Source organism: Specibacter sp. AOP5-B1-6, assembly GCF_052376555.1.
Taxonomy (GTDB): domain Bacteria; phylum Actinomycetota; class Actinomycetes; order Actinomycetales; family Micrococcaceae; genus Specibacter.
The window spans coordinates 59,017-77,241 of record NZ_JBQSVT010000020.1 but is presented as its reverse complement, the minus strand read 5'-3'; the positions used below and the strand labels follow the sequence as shown (position 1 = coordinate 77,241).

The following is an 18,225-nucleotide window of genomic DNA, read 5'->3' as shown; positions in this document are numbered from 1 at the left end:
CTGCGCCACTACCTCGACCACGCGTTGGACGGGATCGGGTTCAAGGACGGTGGCGGGAACCCGATGCGCTACACCTTCCACGATTTCCGCCGGCTCTTCATCACCGATGCGATCATGCACGGCATGCCACCGCACATCGCCCAGCTGGTCGCCGGCCACCGCGACATCAACACGACCATGGGCTACAACTCCGTTTATCCCGAGGAAGTCATCAAAGGCCACCGGGAATTCATTGCCCGCCGCCGAGCCCTACGCCCAGCCCAGGAATACCGCACCCCCACCGACGAGGAATGGGCCGAGTTCATCGGCCACTTCGAACACCGCAAGGTCGCCGTGGGTGACTGCGGACGCTCCTACGACACACCCTGCATCCACGAGCACAGCTGCCTGCGCTGCCCGCTACTGCGGCCCGATCCAACGGCCAAGCCACGGTTGATCCAGATCCGCGACAACCTCATCGACCGAATCAAGGAAGCCGAGGCCCACCGCTGGCTCGGGGAAGCCGAGGGTCTGAAAGTCAGCCTCGCCGGAGCCCGAGCAAAATTGACAGAAATGGATCAAATCACCGCCCGCCGCACCACAACAACCCAACTCGGAATGCCAACCTTCACCCAGACTGCCGGCCGGACCAACATCCCGCAAAACGATGGAGAAGAAAGCCTGCACTGACACCGGACAGCCCTGAAATTCTTAGTTCGGAGAAGATGCCCGAGATGCCGCCATTATTGCTGAAGCAGCCAGGAGCCTGCCGCACACCCTGCGTTCCATCGTCGTCGCCGATGAGCAGGCCGCGGAGCTGTCAATGCTGTGTGGGTTTGATGATGACCTGGCGAAGCAGGCCACCGCGACATCGAACCGGATCCGCGGGTTACTCACCCAGGTTCACCCTGCCCTGGAACGGGTCATCGGCCCCCACTTGGACCACCCTGCGATGCCCGAGCTGCTGATGAAGTACCCGTCCCCGGAGAAGCTGCGCAAGGCCGGCCTGAACCGTGTCACAACGCTGCTGTCCCGCCACGCACCACGGGCCGGGAAAGGCTGGGCTGTGGAGGTGTTCGCGGCCCTGGACGAGCAGACCGTCATGGTCGCCGGCACCGGGGCAGCCAGCATCGTTCTGCCTCAGCTGGCCACCATGCTCAAGCAGCTGCGCACCTCCCGAGAGCAGCTCTTGGCCAAGGTTGACTCCCTCGTGGAGGCCCACCCTCTTCACATCGTCCTGACCTCCATGCCAGCGGTCGGGGTCAGGACCGAAGCCCGCATCATCACCGAAGTCATCGGCAAAGAATTCCAAAGCGCCGGCCACCTCGCCTCCTACGCCGGGCTGGCCCCGGTGACCTGGCGCTCCGGGACCTCGATCCGCGGCGACCACCCCTCCAAAAAGGGCAACAAGTCGCTCAAGCGAGCGTTCTTCCTCTCCGCATTCGCCGCCCTGAAGGACCCGCTCTCACGCGCTTACTACGACAAGAAACGAGCCGAGGGCAAACGCCACAACCAAGCCCTGATAGCCCTCGCACGCAGACGCTGCGATGTACTCTTCGCCATGCTCCGCGACGGCGCCCTCTACACCCAACCAGGCACCGCGACAGCCTGACAAGAAAGAACCACCAGCCGGCAAGCACGCCACACCCGTGACTCAAGCCTGCCCAAAATCAAGAACTCAAAACTTTTTGGAAAAATCCCCCAAACCCCTTGACGAAGAACATAGGGACACCCCCCCCGAGCACGGTGCACCATCGTCACCGGCGATGACCCATGCATGACCAAAGAATGCGACTCGTAACACCAGATCAGATCGTCTTTGGTTTGAACATATCCATGCCCGTAGGCGGAATGGACTACGGGACGGCTGAGGAATCCGACAGCGGATCGTTTAGCGTGAGCTTGGAGCTCCACGGTTCAGTCGCGTAGTGGAGATCCGACGACGTTAAAGTGAAACCCTCCAAAAGCGCCGGACAGAAGCGGACGTGCGGCCGCTATGGATGCTTGGACCGCCGGCAAAGCGAGGGAAGCTTGATGCACTTCGGCGCTAACCCATAGTTCCATGACGAACACAGTGTCGAGATCGTCGTCGCTGACCCCCACCTCATACGCCAGGCAACCGATCTGCTTGAGGGTGTCGCTTCGCTGAGTCAGATGAGCGACCAGCTCATCACGCTTACCGGAGACGGCACCGAGTGTTCCTGCGTCTGCGAAAGTCATGCCACAACCCTACCCAGGGGCCGAGAAATTGCGCTCCACCCGCAATCCGAACTTTCAACGCGATAGTCGTCACCGCGACGGAATGGAGGCGACCGTGTGGCCGACGCGATCCGGGAAAAGTGGAGTCCCTAGCCGCTATTTTTCCAGGACCGGAGGTTGCTTACGCGGGTTCGAACGACCAGGAGTTCGGAGACGGCTGCGCAACTCCATACTTTCGCGGATACGCCGCGCCCGGTCACTATTCCCTCACCGCTGCACTTTGCAAAGTGGACCAGAGCCACGTGCGCCTCCCGCGGCACCGGACAATACCTTCGCCGGCTCAGCGCCCCCGCTCACGGGATAGGCTCGGAATTCGGCCTGGGAAGGAAGGTTCTTACGGACGGACCCTCCTGCCCGATCGTCTGACGGAAGAATGGAGGTTTAGCGCATGGATGCCGCACCCGAATTTGCCAGGTACCAGGCAACACAACGCTGCCTGTCCCGACCCGAACCCTAGCAATCCCACCGTCTACGACCGCACTCACAATCGGCACGGCCACACATGGTTTAAAACCTGCGCCGCGCACCTGCTGGCCAGGATTCCCTGCTACCCGGGTCTCCTGGACCGCTGCGGGGGGCAACGGGAAGATCTTCGTTCACCAGCGCCGGGGCATTTCCTCTATGAAGACGAGCTCAGGTGGTCGGGGCCCCGCACCACTGAGCAGTAATCCCGCACGAAGAGGGACCGGCTCTCGGGCGAGGTTGTGAAAGTCTCTGACAGACTGGCCGCATGACCACGATCTTCACGCATAAGCCCACAATCGAGGGCAAGCGCGTCAAACTGCGACCAGTTCAGGCTCAGGACGTACCTATATTGCATCGGATGCTTCAGGACGCCGAAGCCGCAATTCTGACCGGAACAGTGCACTCCAGCAGCCAGACAACGCTGCCTTGGACTGTTGATGACCTCCGCGTGGCGTACGAACGCTGGGGCTCCGCTGATGACCGTCTCGTCCTCGCCGTGATCGAGCAGGCGACGAACGCGATGGTTGGAGAGGTCGTCCTCAACGACTGGAACGAGTTGAATCGCTCCTGCGGCTTCCGCACTTTCCTTGGCGCCGAAGGCCGCGGCCGGGGGCTTGGAAGCGAGGCGACCGAGCTGATTGTCCGGCACGGCATACACGAGCTTGGTCTTCACCGAATAGGTCTCGAAGTTTACGCCTTCAACCCGCGTGCCCGGCATGTCTACGAGAAGGTGGGATTTCGCTACGAAGGAACGGGCCGGGACGCGCTGTGGTTCGACGAGCAATGGATTGACGTCCACTACATGTCGATCCTTGAAACCGACCTACCGCTGAGTCAGTAACGGATCCCTTACCGGGCGCTGAAGGACTATTCCGGCGCCTGGCGTACGGAGACGGCCATGAGATGACTTCGTCATGGTCGCCTTCCGGCAACCGGAGAGCTTCTGGACAACACCCAATCTCCTGCCAGCCGCATGATCTGTAGAAGTCTTCAAGGCCCATGCCGGCACGCAGTTCAAGGTGCAGCTGTTCAAGAGTGAGGTCTTCGGTAGCGGCTCGTGACACCTCGGCCAGGCCGCGCCCGATCCCGCGTCAGGCCAGCGGCACGGCCTCGCGGCTGAACAGCAGCCTGCGGGTGTGCACGTCTACGACCAGCAGGTAGATGACACCGGCCCACGCCACGGCCATCGACAGCACCGCCGTCGCCACCGGCAACTGCACAAAGCCCCACACAAAGAGCTGATCCTGTGCGCCGAACACCACAAAGAACGCAATCACCACATAGCAAAGTTTGGTCTGCCAGTTGTTGCGGATCCCTGTCACGGCCAGCAGTGGCAGGAACCAGAGGATGTACCAGGGCTGGATGATGGGGGCCAGAAGCACGACGGCGGCAAACGCCAACCCCATCCGGCGCACCAGATTCTTCGGGTCGCCAAAGACCGCAAGACAGGCGGCGACGGCGATGCTGGCCAGTGTCAGCACGGTACGAAACCCGCTGGCAACGAGCGATCCATCCAGGCCCACCGCATTGGCTGCAAGCTCAACCATCTGCCCGCCAAATCCCGACGGTGAATACCCGGTGTAGCCCGGGTTGGTGTCGGTCAGCGCCCACGTCCAGCCAAGCCCCAGGTTCCCGGGAATGCCCATGAGCCACAACAAGGCCAGGCTCAGCGAACCGGTGGCTGCCCAGAACAAGAACCGCCGGCCCCAACCCGCAGCCCGCCCGGCCCACAACAAACCTATGAACGGCAGCAGGACAATGGTGATGGGCTTGACGGCAATCGAGGCCGTGACCAGCACAACCCCGAGCACGCCGCGCCTTGTGGCCGCAAAATACGTGCCGCCAACGGCCAAGCCAAGCATCAGTGCGTCGTTGTGCGCACTGGCGATGAACGAGAGCAGGAACAACGGATTTGCCACCGAGAGCCACAACGCCCTGGCAGCGTCAATGCCGTGCAGCCGTGCCAGTTTTGGCACATAGACCACGCAGAGGGCCACACCAATGCAGGCAATCAAACGAAACAACAACACCGAGATGTCCGGTTGCGCCCCGGTCAGGGCCACCACCGCGCGGCTCAGCCACAGGAACAGCGGCCCGTAGGGTGTGCGGTTTTCAGCCCACGACGGGTCGGTGCCCTGCATGAACCAGTTGTTAAGGGCTGAGATCCCCGTGGTGTAAGGGTCCAGGCCCTGGGCCATGAGCCGGCCCTGGCCCGTGTACGCATATACGTCGCGGGAGAAGATGGGAACGGCTGCCAGCATCGGCGCACCCCAGACAACCACTGCAGTCACAACCGCGCGCAGGGAACCGGCCCCCCACCCGCTCAGCCGCTGCCCAAGCCGCAGCCAGGACCGCAACAGCACCATGGTGCCAAGTGTCAGCAAAATGGTGGAGGTGATGACCCCCGCACCTTCCGTGCGCATGGCAATCACGAGGGGGTTGCGGATCATGGGCGAGCCGGAGGCAATCCAGCCCACTCCCACGGAGCCGGCCAGGATCATGACCGAGCCGATGAAACCCTGGAGCAGCGCAATCCACGGCCGGGGCGCGGCGGTTGCCCGCTGTTGCCGCGCGGGAGGCGAGGCTGTCATCTCAAGCCTCCGGCCGTCGTCGTATGTTTCCTGCAGCAAGATGGCGGCAGTGCAGGCTCCGCCAAGGCCGATTTTAGCAGCGAGGCGGCGCTGGCGCGGTTCACGGTACATTGGTCGGGTGGCTATTACTAATGAACGCATTGTGTGGATTGACTGTGAAATGACCGGCCTCGATGCCGTCAACGACGCCTTGATCGAGGTGGCGGCGCTCGTGACGGACTCCGAGCTGAACATTTTGGGCGAGGGTGTTGACGTTGTCATCAAGCCCAGCGACGAGGCCCTGGCCCAGATGGGCGACTTTGTGCGCAACATGCACACCACGTCCAAACTGCTCGACGAGCTGCCCGGCGGCACGACCATGGAGGACGCGCAGGCGCAGGTGCTGGCGTACATTCGCGAGCACGTGCCCGTGGCCAACAAGGCGCCCCTGGCCGGCAACTCGATCGGCACCGACAAGGTGTTCCTGGCCCGTGACATGCCTGAGCTCGTGGAGCACCTGCACTACCGTGTCATCGATGTGTCAACCATCAAGGAACTCTCACGCCGCTGGTACGCGCGCGCCTACTTTCAGTCCCCGGCAAAGACAGGCAACCACCGCGCGCTTGGTGACATCAAGGACAGCATTCAGGAACTCAAGTACTACCGCGAGGCCGTCTTTGTGCCTGCTCCGGGCCCGGACACCGCCACGGCCAAGACAATTTCGGCGAAGTACTGACAGCAATTTTCGTGGTTGCCCCACGGAATTTTCGCCACGGCAATGCGATCTGGCTCACAGTTGGGACAAAAGAACCGCTTTTGGTCCCGGCCACCTTTTTGTTCGGGTAGACTAGTCGTCGTTGCCATAAGCGCGGAGGACATCGTGAAGATGTTTTTTGCACTTCGGCGGACATGGTGGGTTTAGCTCAGTTGGCAGAGCGCCTGGTTGTGGTCCAGGAGGTCGCGGGTTCAACCCCCGTAACTCACCCCGAGTGTGGTTCTTGCGAATCACGGAACACCCCGGTCATTTGATCGGGGTGTTTTTCATTGCCCCGCGGGTTTTTCCCCGCTGTTTCTGTTTCGCCGCATGTCAAAACTTGAAAATGATTTCCAGCCTGAAAAGGAAGCCGTCATGACCATCCTGCCCGTGACCATCTTGGGTGAGCCCGTGCTCCACCGCCGCGCTGACGAGGTCAAGGCCTTTGACGCAGACCTCAAATCCCTCGTGGCCGACATGTACGAAACCATGGACGCCGCCAACGGCGTGGGTCTGGCGGCTCCGCAGGTTGGTGTGGGCCTGCGCATCTTCACCTACAAGATGGACAACGACGACGACGTCCCCGCCCGGGGTGTTTTGGTGAACCCCACCCTCACGGTTGGCAAAATCTCGGGCAACACCCCGGATCCCGACGACGAGGTGGAGGGCTGCCTGTCGGTGCCCGGGATCGACTTTCCGCTCAAGCGCGCCGAATGGGTGCGTGTGCGCGGCTTCGACGTTAACGGCAACCCGCTGGATTTTGAGGCAACCGGCTGGTTTGCCCGCTGCATGCAGCATGAATACGACCACCTGGACGGCAAACTCTATGTTGACCGCCTCAATGCCCGTTATTCCAAGAAGGCCAAGCGCTCCGCAAAGAACAACGGCTGGGGCGTGCCCGGACTGACGTGGATGCCCGGCGTGGATCCGGACCCCTTCGGACACTAACGACTCACCGGCTGGGCGCCTGCGGACGGTGAGTCATTTCTCACGCCGCGCTGCGTGCGCAACATTGCGGCACGGTGGTCCTGCATGGAGTAGTTTGGCCATACAGAAGTCTGCAATTTTTTTACGACGTTTTTTACAACGGCCGTGGCTTTTCGAAGGCCGGCCGCAAAGGGGAACCATGTCCGGCACATCCACGCCCAGCCCAACACCCAAAGGGATCCCGCGCAAAGTTGTAGGCCTTGCAGTGGCCGGTGCCGTGGGCGGCTTCCTTTTCGGCTTCGACTCCTCAGTGGTCAACGGAGCCGTTGACGCCATCCAGGGCCAGTTCGTCCTGGGCGACGCCCTCACCGGGTTCGCGGTCGCCGTCGCACTTTTGGGCTGCGCCGTTGGTGCCTACATGGCAGGCAAGATCGCCGACGCCAAGGGCCGCATCCCGGCCATGAAACTGGGCGGCATCCTGTTCCTGGTCAGTGCATTGGGCACGGGCTTTGCCTTCAGCGTGTACGACTTGATCTTCTGGCGTCTCGTCGGCGGGCTCGGCATTGGCCTGGCCTCCGTCATTGCCCCGGCGTACATCTCCGAAATTTCACCGCGCAAGCACCGCGGACGGCTGGCCTCGCTGCAGCAGCTGGCCATCACCACCGGCATCTTTGCCGCCCTGCTCTCCGACGCGCTGTTCGCCAATTTCGCCGGCGGCGCATCTCAGGAGTTCTGGTTTGGCCTGCCTGCCTGGCGCTGGATGTTCCTTGCAGCAGCAATCCCCGCCGTCGTGTATTTCATCATCGCCATGGTGCTGCCGGAATCACCGCGCTTCCTTGTCCTCCAAGGCAAGGAAGAAGAAGCCGCGAAGGTCTTCAAGACCATTGCCCCGGATGAAGACACCGAACGCAGCATCCGCGAAATCAAGGAAGCAGTCAAGGAAGACTCGCTGTCCGCCAAGAAGGGCTCGCTGCGCGGGAAGCGCTTTGGCCTGATGCCGGTGGTTTGGATCGGCATCATCCTCTCGATGCTCCAGCAATTCGTGGGCATCAACGTCATCTTCTACTACTCCACAACACTGTGGCAGGCGGTCGGCTTCCAGGAGAAGGACTCACTGACCATTTCCGTGGTCACGGCGATCGTGAACATTCTGGTCACACTCGTGGCCATTGCACTTGTGGACAGGATCGGACGACGCCCCATCCTGCTGACAGGCTCCATCGGCATGGCAGTCTCACTGGGGACCATGGCACTGGCCTTCTCGGCAGCGACCGGTTCCGGATCCGAGATCAGCCTGCCCGGCGCATGGGGCCCGGTCGCCCTGGTGGCAGCCAACGTCTTCGTTGTCAGCTTTGGTGCGTCGTGGGGCCCGCTCGTCTGGGTTCTTCTGGGCGAGATCTTCCCCTCCCGCATTCGTGCCCGCGCCCTTGGCCTGGCCGCCGCGGCCCAGTGGATTGCAAACTTCATCATTACCTTGACGTTCCCGTCCATGGCCTCGGCATCGCTTCCGTTGACCTACGGCATGTACGCCCTGTTCGCCGTGGCATCGTTCTTCTTCGTGATGTTCAAGATCCCCGAAACCAACGGCATGTCCCTGGAGCAGGCGGAGACGCTGTTCGTCAAGAAGCCCAAGGCCGCCAAGGCCAAGAAGGACTGACTCCCCCGCGTTCACCCGGCGCAAAGTTCGTGCTGAACTTGGCGCCGGGTGACATCAGGCGCCGAGTCCACAGCGGCCGCTGCTCCCGCTGAACCGGGTGTGTGCAGCAGCATGCGCCGGAGTCGCTAAACTGGCCCGATGACTCCTCGCACCACCCTCAGCACAGCGCTGATCCTTGATTACCTGAACATTGCCGCCGACGACCGCGCCGAATGCCTGGCACTGCTCGACGGCGGGGCCACCCCGGCAGCCGAAACGGTCCTGGCACATCTGTCGTCCAGGCTGGGCAGCGCCGACGACTCCGTGCCCGAGCTTGGCACCCCCGATCTCCCCGTCACCGAGCTTGACTGGCTCGGCGCCATGGTGCGGTTCGTCCCGGACATCCTGCAGTGGCACCAGGAACGAAACATTCCGGACGCCATTTCGCGGGCCACCCTGGCCGACTTTGGCCGCAACATGGCCATCAACCGCAGGGTCCACAACCGCTTCGGCATGGACACCTACAAGTGGCTCAACCACGTGTTTTCCGGCCGCCTTTTCCAGCTTGGCCGGCTCCAGTACCTGATCCACCAGCCGTCGGCGGCCATCCCGGGTGTGGCAGCCGGGGAATCGATTCTCGGCATCCACATCCCGGAGGACGGCGGCCTGGCCGCTGAAACCGTGGACGAAAGCCTTGCACTGGCCAGCGCATTCTTTGCCGCACACTTCCCGGAACAGCCGGTCCGGGCAGCCAATTGCGAGTCCTGGCTGCTGGACCCCTACCTGTCCGCCCGCCTTGACCCGCGCACCAACATTGCCAAGTTCGCCGCCCGGTTCACGCCCTACGGCGAGCCCCGAACCGAACCAACTGACGCCGTGTACTTCACGTTCCGCACCCGCAGCATGGACAATCTGGACGCCCTGCCACGCACGACGACGCTGCAACAGATTGTCCTGGACCGCATCGCTGCCGGAGGTGCCTGGCAGCTGGGCTTCGGCGTGCTGGCTCTGCCCCGGTAGGCGGCAACCATGCGGGTGCCGTTGCCTGCTCGGCCCACACCCCCGTTGCCGGGTGCAGCGGAGGGCGGCGGCCGCCGTCGTGCTTGCCAACAAGGCACTCCCGGGCTGCGGTAAACTCAAGAGTTGATGTCCTGCCTGAAAAATTCTTTACCGCTAGAAAGTAGTCTTGTGTCCTCTCCGGCCCAGTCCCCCGCCCGCGCCACCGAAATTACCGGCCAGGCGGAGCGTCGCCGAACTTTCGCTGTCATCTCCCACCCGGATGCCGGCAAGTCAACGCTGACCGAAGCACTGGCGCTGCATGCCAAGGTGATTGGCACGGCGGGTGCGACCAACGGCAAGTCCAACCGCAGGGACACGGTCTCCGACTGGCAGCAGATGGAGAAGGACCGCGGCATCTCGATCAGCTCCGCCGCGCTGCAGTTCTCCTACCGCGACACCGTCATCAACCTGCTGGACACCCCGGGCCACGCCGACTTCTCCGAGGACACCTACCGGGTGCTGGCCGCCGTCGACTGCGCCGTCATGCTCATCGACGCGGGCAAGGGCCTGGAAACCCAGACCATGAAGCTGTTCGAGGTCTGCCGCCAGCGCAATCTGCCCATCATCACCGTCATCAACAAGTGGGACCGGCCCGGCCTGGATCCGCTGGAATTGATGGACGAGATCACCGAGCGCACCGGCCTGACGCCGATGCCGCTGACGTGGGCCATCGGCATTGCCGGCGACTTCCGCGGCGTCTGGGACGTGCGCCGCAACGAGTTTGCCAAGTTTGCCCGCAACAGCTCCGGCGCCCACATCGCCCTGACCGAATATCTGACACCCGAGCAGGCCGCCGCGTCAGAAGGCGACGCGTGGACGGATTCCACCGACGAGGCCAGCCTGGTCGTGGACGAAGCCAACCCGCTGGACCTGGACGCTTTTTACGCGGGCAAGGCCACCCCCCTGTTGTTCTCCTCCGCCGCACTGAACTTTGGTGTCAAGCAGATTCTTGACACACTGGTCGACTTCGCCCCGCCGGCGTCCCCGCGCGCCGATGTCACCGGCACCGCCCGCGCCGTGGAAGCACCGTTCTCGGGCTTCGTGTTCAAGGTCCAGGCCGGCATGAACCAGGCCCACCGCGACCACGTCGCATTCGTCCGCGTCTGCTCGGGCATGTTTGAGCGCGGCATGGTCGTCACCCAGTCCCGCACGGGCAAGTCCTTCGCCACAAAGTACGCCCAGCAGGTGTTTGGCCGCGACCGCGAGGTCATCGACACCGCCTTCCCGGGCGACGTCGTCGGACTCGTCAACGCCTCCGCCCTGCGCGTGGGCGACAGCTTGTTCGTCGAGGAACCCGTGGAGTACCCGGCCATCCCGCTGTTCGCCCCCGAACACTTCCAGGTGGCCCGCTCCAAGGACCCCAGCAAGTACAAGCAGTTCCGCCGCGGCATCGAACAGCTCGAACACGAGGGCGTCATCCAGGTCCTGCGCTCGGACCTCCGCGGTGACCAGGCGCCGGTGCTGGCCGCCGTCGGACCCATGCAGTTCGAGGTGGTCGAGGACCGCATGCACCACGACTTCAACGCCCCCATGCGGTTGGAGCGGCTCCCCTACTCGCTCGCCAGATTGACGACGCCGGAGGCAACAGCCACGCTGGCAAACATCCATGGCGCTGAGGTGCTTGAGCGCAGCGACGGCGAGTTCCTGGCCTTGTTCAACGATATTTGGGCCATGCGCCGCGTCGAAAAGAACCACCCGGACCTGCCGTTGACTGAAATCGGCACCTCAATGCAGTAGCGGGTTGCCCGGCCTGGCCTCAGCACGCCTGTCCACTTGCTGCTTTCCCTCACGCGGCCTTCCTCAGGGGCTTCTTCAGGGGAGGTAGCCGGAGGGCAGGCTTTGCTGTTTCGGGCACGGGCCAAGCACTCGTTTCATGGCGGATTTCTCCGCGGGGGTGACCCACAGCTGGTAAGCGGCCTTGACGGATATTTGCCGGGCAACATAGTGGCAGCGAAACTTTTTGGAGTGGGGCAGCCACGTGGCGGCGTCGCCGTCGGACTTGTCCTGGTTGGCTGGGCCATCTGCCGCCAACAGGTTCAAGGGGTCGTTGGCCAGGCTTTGGCGTTGGATTGGGGTCAGCGCGGCGGCCCCTGTCTTCCAGGCGTTGCCCAGGGCCACGACGTGGTCGATTTGTACGGCCCCGCTGCTGTCCTTGCCGCGTTGAAAATGGATCTCCTGCCCGGTGTACGGTTCTTCAAGCACCCCGGAAGCCACTGTGCACAGGGATCCGCTGGTGAAGTTGGCATCCTGGAGGTCCCTGCGCAGTACGTCATTGCGGGTGTCGCAGCCATTGGCGTCGGCGTCCAGCCAGGCTTCGCCAAACGCGCTGCGCTGATAGCCGGTGCCCGGCGCCTTCCCTTTGACCTGCAGCGTTTCCAACAGTGCCAACGCCGTGCCAGGGCCCACGGCAACCACAGGCTTGCCCAACGCCGGCGGCAGCGTACTTAGCACCGGTGGCGGGCCAGTCCCGGGCTCAAACGGCCACCGTCCTGAGGTGTGCAGCCAGCCGGCCAGGACGACGGCCACCAGGACCAGCAAAATGGCGGCGCTGACAACCGGCGGGCGTCGGGGCTGGGGCGGCCGTCGGGGCCGCGGGGCGCGCTGCGGGCGCGTCGAGGAAAGTTCACGCACATGACGCGCCATTGACCACCCCGGCTCTGACTCGCCCGGCCAGGCAGCGGCCGTTGCGTGGGCGGTGAATCGTGATGGCTTAAGTCTAGGAGCCTACAGCGAAAGCGGGTTCGGCTTATCCACAGGCCGGCTGCTGCGTCCCTTCGGGAACGGGAGGAAGTCCACACCATCGCCACAGACAACCCACCCAAACTCCGCAACTGCGTGACCATCCCCTCGGCGTCACGGGACTGACGGTGAGCATCAGCCCCACAACCACGGCCGCAATACTTCTCACCGCATAAGTTGCAGCCATGACGGTAGGCTCGAGCTGTGAAGAAACTTAACGTATTGTCCGATTTCAACGATGATCAGGGCAACACCATTACCTCGCCAACGACGTTCGACAAGAACATCGCCATAACAATCCGGGGCAGGAACAACCGGATTATTGTGGACCGTGGAGCCCGGATCAACAAGTTAACCGTCATATTCGATTGCGATAACGCGACGGTTGTCATTGGGCCGAGCAGCCGGCGCGGATTCAGCATGAGCATGCAACTCGGGCAAGACTCTACGGTGCGGGTCGGCGCCAACGTAACCACCACGGGCGCGTGCATCATCAACGCCGCGGAAGGTGCCACTGTGGCCTCCGGCAATGATGTGATGATCGCCAGCGAAAACCAGTTCCGAGCCCACGATGGGCATCCCATCTTCGATGTAGCCACGGGAAAACGGGTCAACCCCGTCAAAGACATCACGATCGGAAACCACGTGTGGTTCGGTGCACAGGCCGTCGCCCTGGCCGGCGCAAATGTGGGCGACGGCTCTGTGATCGGTTTCCGCAGCATCGTCAACAAGAAGATCCCGAACAACTGCATCGCAGTCGGTTCACCGGCAAAAGTGGTTCGGAAGAACATTGTCTGGGAACGGCCCCACCTCTCATTTGTCGCCCCGCCCTACAAACCTGATTCCAGCACGGTCGAGCAATCTGCGTACTGGAACATGACAGAAGAGCAGCCGGCGATCATTGCCGAAAACCGGAAACGGTTCCTAAGCCTTCGCAGGAACATCTGGCACATCAGGCGGCGGCTACTAAATACACAATAGCGATGGGAGCCACAGGTTCCGGCTTGAGCGCGAACGAAATCGGCTGGGCGAGGGCTGGGAAGCCGCCTCCTCGAACTGCGACCCGTTGGAGGCCGTGCATCGCACACACTCCACCAAGCCAAACTCGAAGCGCTCAACCAAGCGTGGCCGGAGTGGGCGGGGTGAAATAGTCAGGGAGTTTTCAGGGAGTTCCGTCACGGTCCCACCCAGTCATTGCCTGTCAAACACGGCGAAGATGCAATCCACGGGGCCGCGCCAATTCAACGTTCTGAGCGCTTTACTCCTGCAGAACTGCACGGAATATGAGACTTATGTTGGATAGGGCAGCCGATACGCCGGGTTTTGTCATCCGCCGAGGTTGCCCGCGGCGGAGAGGCAACCATCCATCTACGAACGCCGTTGCCGACGCCCTCTAGCAGCCTACCCAGGCACTCGGGCGAACAGCCCTCAAACATGCCCTGTCTGGCCTTGCTCCGGGCGGGGTTTACCGAGCTTCCCCAGTCACCTGGGGAACTGGTGGTCTCTTACACCACCGTTTCACCCTTACCCGCTCCAGCCTTTCAGCCGTGCGGGCGGTCTACTTTCTGTGGCACTTTCCTGCGGGTTGCCCCGAGTGGGTGTTACCCACCACCCTGTCCTGTGGAGCCCGGACGTTCCTCGAGCCACTTGCGTGACTCGCGGTTGCCTAGCTGCCCTATCCAGTGAACAAGTCTACCGTCTCGCCAGGCAATGTTCGACGACGGGCCCAACGCCCACGCTTTGGTCCCGGACGCGGTCCCGGACTCGAAAAAGATGTCGCAAAAAATCGGTCATTTAACCTAGCGGTTAATTAGCCAACAGGTTTATTATCAGTTCATGGAAACCGACGAGCTCAGCAGGACCTTTTCGGCACTGGCTGATCCAACCAGGCGCGCAATCCTTGCGATGCTTTCGCGTGGCGAGGCCACCGTCAAAGACATTGCGGCACCGTTCGCCATGAGCCTGCCCGCCATCTCCAAGCACCTCCAGGTGCTCGAGAAGGCGGAATTGATTGCCCGCGGGCGCAACGCCCAGTGGCGGCCGGCGCGGTTGAATGCCGCCGCGCTCGCCCCTGCGGCCGACTGGATCGACGACTACCGCCGATTCTGGGACCAAAGCTTCGATGCTTTGGAGCAACACCTCACACAAGAAATGAAAGGCAAGAGCAATGGTTGAAACAACAGGCTCCACCGTCACCCGGATATTTTCCGTGCCGCCCGAGTCAGTCTTCGACGCCTGGGTGACGCCGACATCCTTCGCCACCTGGTGGGGCGGGCCCGACATCGTGGTCCCGCTGGAGTCCCTGTCCATGGATGTTCGCGAAGGCGGGCTCTGGAAGGCCACCATGATCCTCGGCAACGGCATGCCCGACTTTCATTGGCGCGGCGAGTATCTCGAGGTCGACCGCCCGAACAAGCTCGTCATGACCATACCGACGAAGCCGGCAGTGACCGCGAGCTGCTCACCGTGATCCTCACCGCGGTCGACGGGGGCACGGAGATGCGCTTCAGCCAGACCGGCGGCCACCTGTCGCCCGAGCAGTACGAGGGCACGACAGCCGGCTGGCAGATCGCCTTCGACGCCCTGGTCGCGTTCCTCACTGCCTAGCGGCGGCCCGCCGGCACTGCGCACTGCGGGAGCGCTCACGGCGGCAGCCGGAACCCAGACAGCGGGAACTGAAGCAGCCAGAACCCAGGCAGCCGGAGAATATAAGGTGCGGTTCGGCGTCGGGCTTTGATGTCCGACGCCGAACCGCACCCTTGGTGCCACGGTCAGGAGGTGTCTGGGTCAGGCCAGCGCTGTGGCCGGCTCGGCAGCCGTTTCCAGGGCCGGGAAGGCGCGCGGGTGAACCCCGGCCATTTCCTCCATGACCCGGACCACCTGGCAGCTGTAGCCAAATTCGTTGTCATACCAAACGTAGAGGACCAGGTGCTTGTCGGAGCTGATGGTGGCCAGGCCGTCAACGATTCCGGCGCGCCGGGAGCCGACGAAGTCGCTGGAGACGACCTCGGGGGAATCGATGAAGTCGATTTGCTTGCGCAGGCCGGAGTGCAGCGAGATGTCGCGCAGGTAGGTGTTGACCTCATCCTTGGTGGTGCCGTTTTCAAGGGTCAGGTTCAAGATCGCCATCGACACGTTGGGGGTGGGGACGCGGATGGAGTTTCCGGACAGCTTACCTTCGAGTTCGGGCAGCGCCTTGGCCACGGCCTTCGCGGCGCCGGTCTCGGTCAGGACCATGTTCAGGGCAGCCGAGCGGCCGCGCCTGTCCCCCTTGTGGAAGTTGTCCGTCAGGTTCTGGTCGTTCGTGAACGAGTGCACCGTCTCAACGTGGCCGTGGACGATGCCGTATCTGTCGTTCAGGACCTTCAGCACCGGGGTGATGGCGTTGGTGGTGCAGGAGGCCGCCGTGACGATCTTGTCTTCCGGCGCGATGGTGCCGTGGTTGATGCCGTGCACAATGTTTTTCAGGGAGCCCTTGCCCGGGGCCGTCAGCAGGACACGGGACACGCCGGTGCTCTTCAGGTGCTGGGAGAGTCCTTCCTCGTCGCGCCAGCGGCCGGTGTTGTCGACCACCAGGGCGTCGTGGATGCCGAAGCCGGTGTAGTCGATGGTGGCCGGGCTGTCCGAGTAGATAACCTGGATGGCGATGCCGTTGGCCTGGATGATGTTGCGTTCCTGGTCCACCGTGATCGTGCCATTGAAGGGGCCGTGGACGGAGTCGCGGCGCAGCAGGCTGGCACGCTTGGTCAGGTCCATGTCGCCGCCCCTGCGCACCACAATGGCGCGCAGGCGCAGTCCGTGGCCGCCGCCGGAGTGTTCAATGAGGATGCGGGCCAGCAGGCGCCCGATGCGTCCGAAACCGTACAGGACCACGTCGGTGCTGGTGCGTTCGTCGGCACCGAAACGGTCGACGACGTCGGCCAGTTCCGTGCGGAGGAACGCCTCAAGGCTGGTCCCGCCCGAGGCCTTGAAGCCTGCGTTGAGCCGGGCCAGGTCAAGCGAAGCGGCACCCAGTTCCAGGGTGACGAGCGCCTGCAGCAGCGGCAGGGTTTCTTCCACCGGCAGTTCCACCTCGTCGATCTGGCGGGCAAAGCGGTGGGCCTTGAGCAGGCTGATGACTGATTGGTTGATCAGCGAGCGGCCGTGAATGTTGGTCAGGACATTGTTTTCCCGGTACAGCTTGCCAATGAGCGGAATCATCGCTTCCGCCATGGTTTCCCGTCCGATCCAGGAATCCAGGACGGCGTCGCTGTTGTTTGCCACGAGTTCTTGCACCACGTAATTATCCTCTTCCAGCTCAAAACACCCTTGGTTCAAGCCTCTCAAGTCTGACAGCGCACGCATGTTACCGGCGAGTTAGGTGAGACGGTTCACTAGACCGGTCCACAGCCTCGCGCACCCCACCTCCTGCCCCGCCCACCCCGAAACGCTCTCGCAGCAATGGGGCGATATTCCGAAACGCTCTCGCAGCAATGCGATCCTGCGTGCATTAGGGGATCGGCCGACCGGCTAAGCTCGAACGGTGCTGATTTTGCTTCCCCCCTCTGAAGGTAAGACCCCTGCCGACGCTGGCGCCCCCGTCGACCTCGCCGAACTGAGCTTTCCCGAGCTGACCTCGGCCAGGCAGGATGTCGCAGCAGCCTTGGCCGCCGTGTCCGGGGAAGACGACGCCTTGACCCGGCTGGGCGTGGGCTCCTCGCTGCTCCATGAAGTCATTCGGAACACCCGCCTGGCCCATGAGCCGGCAGCGCCGGCGCACAGCATTTACACGGGAGTGCTCTTTGACGCCCTGGGCTACCAAAGCCTGACGGCGGGCCAAAAGCGCAAGGCCGATTCCGCCGTCGTGGTTGTCTCGGGATTGTGGGGTGCCGTTGGTTTCGCGGACAGGATCCCGGCGTACCGGTTGTCGATGGCTGTGGGGCTGCCCGGGTTGGGCAAGTTGGCGAGCTACTGGAAGCCCCTGCTGGCGGCTGCGTTGTCGGGGCCCGCGGAAGGGCAGCTGCTCGTGGATTGCCGCTCCAGCACGTATGCGGCGGCGTGGGTGCCGGATGCCGATCGCACTGTTGCCGTCAACGTTTTTACCGAGCGCGACGGCACCCGCAAGGTGGTCTCACACTTTGCCAAGCACACCCGCGGCGAGCTGGCCCGGCATTTGCTGACCCGCCGCGGCAAGGCTCCCGAGACACCCGCCCAGCTGGCCAGGGCGGCCGGGGAAAAGTGGACGGTGGAGCTCGTGGCTGGCACGGCCCGCAAGGCGCACGCCCTGAACATCATTCTGGCGGACTGACCGCCCCTCCCCCGGAGAAATCCGTAGCGGAGCATCCATGACGCGGATTCCACTTTGCAGTTGTTGGACCATTCTGGCCGATTTTCGTTGATTTTCGTCCAATATCTGCAAACTCGAATTGCGGGCGGGAGTGTGCGGGGCGGGCGGCGGCTAATTTTCGCCGGCCACCAGTTCAACTTCGAAGCCGTCCTGGTTTTCCAGGTAGGCCGCGTAGTGTCCGGGCCCTCCCGCGTACGGGTGCCTGTCGGCAAACATGAGCGTCCACCCGTGGCCCAAGGCGGCGTCGGCCAGGGCATCGACGTTCGACGCCGGACCGGCGGCAAGGGCGAGATGGTTCAGTCCTGCGCGGCGGCGTTCGTGCGGCCCGGCAACATCGGGTCCTGATTCGAGCACAATGTATTCCCCGGCACCCTGCCAGCTGCCGCCATGACCCCATTCGGAAACCAAGGTGTAGCCCAGTTCCTCCAGCAGCCAGCCCAGGCTTTGCTTGGCCCAGCCGTACTCCTGCACCCAAATCTCCAGGTGGTGCAGACGGCCGGGCGCCGTGTGC

The 18,225-nt window shown here is 63.1% G+C and carries 17 protein-coding genes, 1 tRNA gene, 1 other RNA gene and 1 pseudogene; 14 read left to right on the top strand and 6 right to left on the bottom strand.

Annotation, left to right across the window (positions count from 1 at the left end; translation table 11 throughout):
- A partial coding sequence (locus ACT3TS_RS11885) for a tyrosine-type recombinase/integrase (RefSeq protein WP_444531716.1) occupies positions 1-669 on the top strand: 669 nt, incomplete at its 5' end.
- Positions 670-703: 34 nt separating this feature from the next.
- A pseudogene (locus ACT3TS_RS11880) lies at positions 704-1,591 on the top strand (IS110 family transposase); the annotation flags it as partial.
- A gap of 305 nt (positions 1,592-1,896) precedes the next feature.
- Here ACT3TS_RS11880 and ACT3TS_RS11875 read toward each other — a convergent pair.
- The gene (locus tag ACT3TS_RS11875) at positions 1,897-2,199 is read right to left on the bottom strand and encodes a putative quinol monooxygenase (RefSeq protein ID WP_444531715.1); all 303 of its coding nucleotides are present in this window, start codon (positions 2,197-2,199) and stop codon (positions 1,897-1,899) included.
- A gap of 769 nt (positions 2,200-2,968) precedes the next feature.
- Between ACT3TS_RS11875 and ACT3TS_RS11870 the strand changes: the two genes are divergently transcribed.
- Complete coding sequence (locus tag ACT3TS_RS11870; RefSeq protein ID WP_444531714.1) at positions 2,969-3,544, top strand: GNAT family N-acetyltransferase; 576 nt, start codon at positions 2,969-2,971, stop codon at positions 3,542-3,544.
- Between the two features lie 250 nt (positions 3,545-3,794).
- Here the strand turns inward: ACT3TS_RS11870 and mptB are convergent, their stop codons facing one another.
- Positions 3,795-5,294, bottom strand: a complete 1,500-nt coding sequence (gene mptB, locus ACT3TS_RS11865) for a polyprenol phosphomannose-dependent alpha 1,6 mannosyltransferase MptB (protein WP_444531722.1) — start codon at positions 5,292-5,294, stop codon at positions 3,795-3,797.
- A gap of 118 nt (positions 5,295-5,412) precedes the next feature.
- Between mptB and orn the strand changes: the two genes are divergently transcribed.
- The 6 genes from orn (at position 5,413) to ACT3TS_RS11835 (ending at position 11,386) form a co-directional block, all read left to right on the top strand.
- Positions 5,413-6,009, top strand: a complete 597-nt coding sequence (orn, locus tag ACT3TS_RS11860) for an oligoribonuclease (RefSeq protein WP_444531713.1) — start codon at positions 5,413-5,415, stop codon at positions 6,007-6,009.
- A 176-nt stretch (positions 6,010-6,185) separates the two neighbouring features.
- Positions 6,186-6,258, top strand: a tRNA-His gene (locus ACT3TS_RS11855).
- 144 nt (positions 6,259-6,402) lie between these two features.
- Complete coding sequence (gene def / locus ACT3TS_RS11850; protein ID WP_444531721.1) at positions 6,403-6,975, top strand: peptide deformylase; 573 nt, start codon at positions 6,403-6,405, stop codon at positions 6,973-6,975.
- A 178-nt stretch (positions 6,976-7,153) separates the two neighbouring features.
- Complete coding sequence (locus ACT3TS_RS11845) at positions 7,154-8,611, top strand: sugar porter family MFS transporter (RefSeq protein ID WP_444531712.1); 1,458 nt, start codon at positions 7,154-7,156, stop codon at positions 8,609-8,611.
- Positions 8,612-8,749: 138 nt separating this feature from the next.
- A complete protein-coding gene (locus ACT3TS_RS11840) occupies positions 8,750-9,610 on the top strand; it encodes an acyltransferase domain-containing protein (RefSeq protein ID WP_444531711.1) in 861 nt (286 codons plus the stop codon).
- Between the two features lie 126 nt (positions 9,611-9,736).
- Positions 9,737-11,386, top strand: a complete 1,650-nt coding sequence (locus ACT3TS_RS11835) for a peptide chain release factor 3 (protein ID WP_444531710.1) — start codon at positions 9,737-9,739, stop codon at positions 11,384-11,386.
- Positions 11,387-11,461: 75 nt separating this feature from the next.
- Here ACT3TS_RS11835 and ACT3TS_RS11830 read toward each other — a convergent pair whose 3' ends face one another.
- Positions 11,462-12,178: a GmrSD restriction endonuclease domain-containing protein gene (locus ACT3TS_RS11830; protein ID WP_444531720.1), complete on the bottom strand. Its 717-nt coding sequence runs from the start codon at positions 12,176-12,178 to the stop codon at positions 11,462-11,464.
- 414 nt (positions 12,179-12,592) lie between these two features.
- Here ACT3TS_RS11830 and ACT3TS_RS11825 point away from each other — a divergent pair, with 414 nt between their 5' ends.
- The gene (locus ACT3TS_RS11825) at positions 12,593-13,369 is read left to right on the top strand and encodes an acyltransferase (protein WP_444531709.1); all 777 of its coding nucleotides are present in this window, start codon (positions 12,593-12,595) and stop codon (positions 13,367-13,369) included.
- Between the two features lie 315 nt (positions 13,370-13,684).
- Here the strand turns inward: ACT3TS_RS11825 and rnpB are convergent.
- Positions 13,685-14,066, bottom strand: an RNA gene (gene rnpB, locus ACT3TS_RS11820) — RNase P RNA component class A.
- A 158-nt stretch (positions 14,067-14,224) separates the two neighbouring features.
- Here rnpB and ACT3TS_RS11815 point away from each other — a divergent pair.
- Genes ACT3TS_RS11815 through ACT3TS_RS11805 form a run of 3 tightly spaced genes read left to right on the top strand, consistent with a single transcriptional unit; the run spans position 14,225 to position 14,995 of the window.
- Positions 14,225-14,563 carry an ArsR/SmtB family transcription factor gene (locus ACT3TS_RS11815; protein WP_444531708.1) on the top strand — a complete coding sequence of 113 codons (339 nt, stop codon included), beginning with the start codon at positions 14,225-14,227 and terminating at the stop codon, positions 14,561-14,563.
- Entirely contained in the window at positions 14,556-14,858 is a 303-nt protein-coding gene (locus tag ACT3TS_RS11810; protein ID WP_444531707.1) for an SRPBCC family protein, read from the top strand. Before ACT3TS_RS11815 ends, ACT3TS_RS11810 begins: the two co-directional genes overlap by 8 nt.
- Positions 14,855-14,995, top strand: a complete 141-nt coding sequence (locus ACT3TS_RS11805) for a hypothetical protein (protein WP_444531706.1) — start codon at positions 14,855-14,857, stop codon at positions 14,993-14,995. The genes ACT3TS_RS11810 and ACT3TS_RS11805 overlap by 4 nt, the downstream gene beginning before the upstream one ends.
- Before the next feature lie 180 nt (positions 14,996-15,175).
- Here ACT3TS_RS11805 and ACT3TS_RS11800 read toward each other — a convergent pair whose 3' ends face one another.
- A complete protein-coding gene (locus tag ACT3TS_RS11800) occupies positions 15,176-16,666 on the bottom strand; it encodes a glyceraldehyde-3-phosphate dehydrogenase (protein WP_444531705.1) in 1,491 nt (496 codons plus the stop codon).
- A gap of 244 nt (positions 16,667-16,910) precedes the next feature.
- Here ACT3TS_RS11800 and ACT3TS_RS11795 point away from each other — a divergent pair, with 244 nt between their 5' ends.
- Entirely contained in the window at positions 16,911-17,675 is a 765-nt protein-coding gene (locus tag ACT3TS_RS11795; RefSeq protein WP_444531704.1) for a YaaA family protein, read from the top strand.
- Positions 17,676-17,825: 150 nt separating this feature from the next.
- On the opposite strand, the gene ACT3TS_RS11790 is transcribed toward ACT3TS_RS11795, so the two are convergent.
- Positions 17,826-18,197: a VOC family protein gene (locus ACT3TS_RS11790; protein WP_444531719.1), complete on the bottom strand. Its 372-nt coding sequence runs from the start codon at positions 18,195-18,197 to the stop codon at positions 17,826-17,828.
- Positions 18,198-18,225: the final 28 nt, after the last annotated feature.

Coding starts and splice junctions, on each gene's coding strand:
- ACT3TS_RS11875 (WP_444531715.1), bottom strand. CDS start 2,199: ATGACTTTCGCAGACGCAGGAACACTCGGTGCCGTCTCCGGTAAGCGT.
- ACT3TS_RS11870 (WP_444531714.1), top strand. CDS start 2,969: ATGACCACGATCTTCACGCATAAGCCCACAATCGAGGGCAAGCGCGTC.
- mptB (WP_444531722.1), bottom strand. CDS start 5,294: ATGACAGCCTCGCCTCCCGCGCGGCAACAGCGGGCAACCGCCGCGCCC.
- def (WP_444531721.1), top strand. CDS start 6,403: ATGACCATCCTGCCCGTGACCATCTTGGGTGAGCCCGTGCTCCACCGC.
- ACT3TS_RS11845 (WP_444531712.1), top strand. CDS start 7,154: ATGTCCGGCACATCCACGCCCAGCCCAACACCCAAAGGGATCCCGCGC.
- ACT3TS_RS11840 (WP_444531711.1), top strand. CDS start 8,750: ATGACTCCTCGCACCACCCTCAGCACAGCGCTGATCCTTGATTACCTG.
- ACT3TS_RS11835 (WP_444531710.1), top strand. CDS start 9,737: ATGTCCTGCCTGAAAAATTCTTTACCGCTAGAAAGTAGTCTTGTGTCC.
- ACT3TS_RS11815 (WP_444531708.1), top strand. CDS start 14,225: ATGGAAACCGACGAGCTCAGCAGGACCTTTTCGGCACTGGCTGATCCA.
- ACT3TS_RS11810 (WP_444531707.1), top strand. CDS start 14,556: ATGGTTGAAACAACAGGCTCCACCGTCACCCGGATATTTTCCGTGCCG.